Source organism: Ruthenibacterium intestinale, assembly GCF_040096265.1.
GTDB lineage: Bacteria > Bacillota > Clostridia > Oscillospirales > Ruminococcaceae > Ruthenibacterium > Ruthenibacterium komagatae.
In genome coordinates, this window is record NZ_JBBMFA010000117.1 from 1 (window position 1) to 5,063 (window position 5,063).

Genomic DNA, 5,063 nt, shown 5'->3' on the forward strand with positions numbered 1-5,063 from the left:
CCCGCAGCGAGGGGGAAAAGGGGGAGGTGACTTTCTCTTTAAGGCGGCGTAGCCGCCGCTCTTTTGCTCCCCCTTTTCCCCCTTCCCGCCCGCAGGCGATCCCCGCCGCAGCGGATTTTCTTTTTGGTACTTTTTCTTTTGTGAGGTGGTAATATGACCGAGAATTATCGAGGCTGCTACGAGTATTTGAGCGCACAATATCCGGAGGTCGGAGGCTATGAGTTTTATAAAGAGCTGTTTCCGGACAATGAGAACTCCGGAGAACGGCACACGGATTTTTCCCATCCGAACGCTGTGTATCTGTATCGGGATGAACAGAGCGAGGATAAGAAGCTCCGGCGCAGGAAGATGTATAACGACACATGGGAACAGGATTACATGGAGTTTGTCGAGGGGAACAGCCTTACTTTGTGCAGCGGTCTTGCATATCGCAGAAAGGAGAACAGGCTGGAGAACGCCCAGCGGATGTATGCTCTGATCTTCGATCTGGATGGCGTAGGTCTTGCCGAGCTGCGCAACCTCTTTCTGCGCTTTGGCGGCGATCCGGAGCGAGTGCGCCGGTTGCCGATGCCGACTTTCCTTGTTCTGTCGGGGACAGGGCTGCATATCTACTATGTTTTCCAGCAGCCGATTGACCTATACCCGAATATAAAAATTCAGCTTAAAAGTCTGAAATATGACCTCACTTTCCGGCTATGGGAGTATGGCAGCACTTCGCAGGTCAAGGCGATCCAGTATCAATCCATCAATCAGAGCTTCCGCATGGTGGGCAGCATCAATGACAAGCATGGGACGGAGCTGGTCGCTTTCCGTACCGGAGAACGGGTAACGCTGGATTATCTGAACGCCTACGCAAAGCCAGAAAACAGGGTGGATGTCAATAAGCCTTTCAGCCCATCCAAAATGACACGAGCTGAGGCGAGGGAGGCATATCCGGAGTGGTATGAGCGTGTTGTTGTGAGAGGCGAGAAAGGACGCAAGAAGTGGGATATTGCCGGAAAGGTGCATGGTGATGATCCGTATGCGCTCTACCATTGGTGGCTGCGGCAGATCGGAGAGATAAAGGGCGGGCATCGGTATTTCTTTTTGATGTGCCTTGCTATCTATGCTTACAAATGCGGTGTGTCGAAGCAGCAGCTCCGGCAGGATATGAAAGAGGCTTTTGATGATCTGCAGATGGTGAAGCATGAGAACGCATTGACCGAGGAAGATATACGGAGTGCGCTGGAAGCCTACGACAAGGAGTATTACAATTTCACGATTTCCGATATTGAAGCTCTGACCGATGTTCGCATCGAGCGCAACAAGAGGAATGGTAGATCACAGAAAGAGCATTTGAAAAGAGCAAGGGCGGTGCAGGAAGTGGATTATCCTGGCGGCACATGGAGAAGAAAAGGGGCAGAAGAAAAGAAAGCGCAAGTCTATGCGTGGCGGCAGGAGCATCCAGAGGGACGCAAGGCCGATTGTCATAGGGACACCGGACTTGATCCGAAAACGATCCGCAAATGGTGGGACACCGTACCGGAGGGGCATATAACGGTCAAAATACGCCCATCACAGGCTTTGAGCGATCTGTTGGTGGAGGAATTTAAGAAAGGGCTGTAAACGCCCCAGAAACGCCCTACAAGGCGTTTTCGGGGCGGGTAAGGGTTTTTATATTACCCCACCGAAAACGAGGCTTGAAAAGCGCGCGAAATAAGGCTTTTTCACCCCCTAAATGTACACGCTGCGGTGTTACCATATAGAAAGCACTGTTCATAGAAAAGTTGCAAAAAAACATTTGCAATGCACTTGCAAATGTCACGAATATTGAATATAATATTAGTGCAAGCTAAAAATGACGAGGAAAGGAGTGCTATTATGGCTAAAGGAAATATGACGATAAGAATGGAGCCGGAGCTGAAAGCACAGGCGGCAGCTCTCTTTAAGTCCCTCGGAATGGATTTGAGTACGGCAACGGGTATTTTTTATCGACAGGCACTTAGGTGTCATGGACTTCCCTTTGAAGTCAAGGTTGACGAGCCGAATGCTGTTACCTATGCGGCGATGGAGGCGGCAGAAAAGGGAGAGGATATGTATGGTCCGTTTGATAGCGTTGCAGATCTGATGGAGGCGCTGAATGCTTAAGCCGGAGTTTTCGGGGCAGTTCAAACGAGATTACAAGCTTGCGATCAAGAGAGGCTGCGATCCGAAGAAGTTGGAGGAAGTGATCACGCTGTTGTGTAACGAGCAGCCGTTGCCGGAGGCGTATCGAGATCATGCTCTCACTAATTCCAGAAATTATAAGGACATGAGAGAATGTCACATCGAGCCGGACTGGCTGTTGGTCTATAAAGTTGTTCGGCAGACTTTGATTTTGAAATTGATAAGGACTGGATCTCATAGCGATTTGTTTTGAGATTAACTCTGGATGAAAGAGTGGTGATGATATTTGGCGGGTGTAATAACGGAAATTGCAATAGAATGTGGCGTGTCGGAACAGGCAGTTCGTGCATGGTGTAGGCGAAACCATGTTGCGAAAGATGCGAAAGGAAGTTTCGCAATCAGCGAAAGTCAAAAAACCGCCATATATCAGCATTATTTAGGTGTTGAACGAAAGCAAGTTTCGCAACAGGCGAAAGCAAGTTGCGAAACTTGCGAAACCACTTTGATCGCTATGCTGCAGGGAGAATTAGACCGGAAAAGCGAGCAACTTGCTGTAAAGGACAAGCAGATCGAGGAACTGAACGCAAGGTTGGCGGAGGTCAGCTCGGCGTTGGTGACGGCACAGCAGACTGCGGCAGCGGCCCAGGCTCTCCATGCTGGGACGATGCATCAGCAGCTTCTTTCCGGCAAGTCCGGAGCCGATCAGCCGGAGCGTGAGACAGAACCGGTTCAAAAGCGTAGCTGGTTTAGTAGGTTCTTTGGGGACTAAACAGAACGACAAATCGGAATTTTACAAAGGAGTGTGATTGTATGAAAAAGTTGATAGCACTTGTTTTGGTTTTGGTATTGCTCCTTTGTTTGGCTGCTTGCGGCAACAAATTGGTAGAGGGGTCTGAAAAAACTTACTACGGAACAGTCACAGACCGTGCTATGAGTGTAGTAAATGAGGGAGATTGCCAAGGTCGCGCATATATCTCAATTACCACCGACAATGAAGATATTCAGTTTTGGCTAACAAAGGATTGTGAAACTAATGCCCAAATTGGAGATAAAGTAATTATTGAAAGTGCAATAGAAGAACAGACAAACTTACTCGTTGCAACAAGCATTACAGTTGAGTAAATTCCAGTTTATCGGTGGGATGAAGTTCGGGGAGCCGTCCGCAGACGGCAGGGGCAGCGCCCCTCCGGAGCTGGCAGAGCAGCAGGCACGAGCCGGCAGTGAAGCAGCTCCGGCAACCCCTCCCCTTTAGGGGCGCAAAGCACTTTCACACCGCTGCACCGATGGGGTGGCGGTGTGAAAGTGCTTTTGCGTTACTTTCTCACCAGAAAGTAACAAAGAGGTTGTTTTTAGCGGAAATTTATGATAAAATAGAGGACGGAAGAATAAGCGGAAAGGGGGCGATTTTATGGGAGTTACGATTTCGGGTATGACAGGTGCAGGGAGCATCCGGCACAACAACCGCAGCTTCTCAGCGGCGAATGTAGACCGGAGCCGGACGGAGCAGAACATTGTTTTCTGCAACGAGGATCTGAAGCAGGTCTATCATATGGTCTTTGATGAAGCTCTCGCAGCCTACAACGCAAAGAAAACCAAAACGAGAGATAAGATACCGGACTACTATGAGCATATCCGGCAGAGTAAACAGGAAAAGCTGTTCCATGAAGCGATTTTCCAGATCGGCAACATGAGCGACTGTGGGTGCGGTACGCCGGACGGAGAACGGGCGGCGGCAGCTCTGAAAGATTTTGCGGAGTCTTTTGCAGAACGCAACCCCCATCTGCGGGTGTTCAATATGGTGCTGCACATGGACGAGGCAACGCCCCATCTCCATGTCGATTTTATCCCTGTGGCAACGGAGCAGTCAAGAGGACTTTCTACAAGGGTATCTATGAAACAGGCATTGAAGCAGCAGGGGTTTGTCGGTGTCGGCAGAAAGCAGACCGAATGGGCGGCGTGGATGGAACGGGAGAAAGAAGCTCTGACGGAGATCGCCCAGCGGCACGATTTTGAAATTATCTCTCTCGGCACGAACAGACCGCACATGGACTTGCCGCAGTTCAAGGAAGCGGCTGCGAGGCTGGAAGCGGTGCAGCAGCAGACAGCGGCAGTAGAGCGGGAGGTTGCTGAGCTGGAACGGCAGCGGGACGCTCTGAAAGGCACTGTGCGGCTCTTAAAGGAGGCTGACAGGGTAAATGCACCCCTGCATGATATTCAGCCGGAAAAGACGCTCACAGGGGCAGTAAAGGGCGTGACGGTGGATCAGGTCGAGCAGCTAAAGAAAATGGCACTGCGCAGCGTGACGGATCGGCACAAGGTACAGGAGCTGACGGAGGAAAACACCCGTCTGCGGTCACAGGTGCCGTCCATGAAGAAGCGGCTGGAAGAAGCGCAGCGGCAGCAGAGGCTTGAACAGGAAAACCGGAGGCTGCGCGATGAAAACTATTATCTGCAATCCGAGCTGCAGGAGGAACGCAGCTTCACCGAGCGTCTGACGGACGGCATCGGTCGGATGCTGGACTTCTTGGAAGAACACTTGCCGGAGCGTCTGCGTCCTCTGCTTGAAAAGGCGAGGGAGCTGCTGCCCGATCCGGAGATTGGACAGCAGCAGGAGCAACAGCAGCACCAGCGAGGAATGGGCGGCATGGAGCTGTAAAAGAAGCCTGTCCGGAGGGCTTGAAAATCTCTTTCGGACAGGCTATAATAACAACTGAAAATAGGGAATTGCTGTATTGATAATCTAAGCCCCCTGTAAGGGTACTCCCAACCTATATTTTCTCTCTCTGAAAGGGAGAAAGTCGGAGGGGAAAAAGGGGGTGAGCGGAGGGGTGTTGGAAGTGTGGTAAACCTCGTTAGAGGTTTTCCAAGCCACTGTGGTAAACCCATAGGGTTTTCCATAGTGGCGGCACTTTCAATGA

6 protein-coding genes are annotated in these 5,063 nt (G+C 50.8%); all 6 read left to right on the plus strand.

What is annotated here, in order from left to right; all coding sequences use genetic code 11:
* Positions 1–153 precede the first annotated feature (153 nt).
* Positions 154–1,605 (plus strand): hypothetical protein, encoded by a 1,452-nt coding sequence (locus WMO24_RS15740; protein WP_199488597.1) that lies wholly within the window; start codon positions 154–156, stop codon positions 1,603–1,605.
* 255 nt (positions 1,606–1,860) lie between these two features.
* On the plus strand, positions 1,861–2,127 hold the full coding sequence (locus tag WMO24_RS15745; protein WP_033119556.1) for a type II toxin-antitoxin system RelB/DinJ family antitoxin: 267 nt from the start codon (positions 1,861–1,863) through the stop codon (positions 2,125–2,127).
* Positions 2,120–2,398, plus strand: coding sequence for a type II toxin-antitoxin system YafQ family toxin (locus tag WMO24_RS15750; protein WP_021632616.1), 279 nt, complete (start codon positions 2,120–2,122; stop codon positions 2,396–2,398). Before WMO24_RS15745 ends, WMO24_RS15750 begins: the two co-directional genes overlap by 8 nt.
* 249 nt (positions 2,399–2,647) lie before the next feature.
* The gene (locus WMO24_RS15755; RefSeq protein ID WP_242992232.1) at positions 2,648–2,914 is read left to right on the plus strand and encodes a hypothetical protein; all 267 of its coding nucleotides are present in this window, start codon (positions 2,648–2,650) and stop codon (positions 2,912–2,914) included.
* A 41-nt stretch (positions 2,915–2,955) separates the two neighbouring features.
* Entirely contained in the window at positions 2,956–3,267 is a 312-nt protein-coding gene (locus WMO24_RS15760; RefSeq protein ID WP_349217337.1) for a hypothetical protein, read from the plus strand.
* A 286-nt stretch (positions 3,268–3,553) separates the two neighbouring features.
* Positions 3,554–4,801, plus strand: a complete 1,248-nt coding sequence (locus WMO24_RS15765) for a plasmid recombination protein (RefSeq protein ID WP_015517767.1) — start codon at positions 3,554–3,556, stop codon at positions 4,799–4,801.
* Positions 4,802–5,063: the final 262 nt, after the last annotated feature.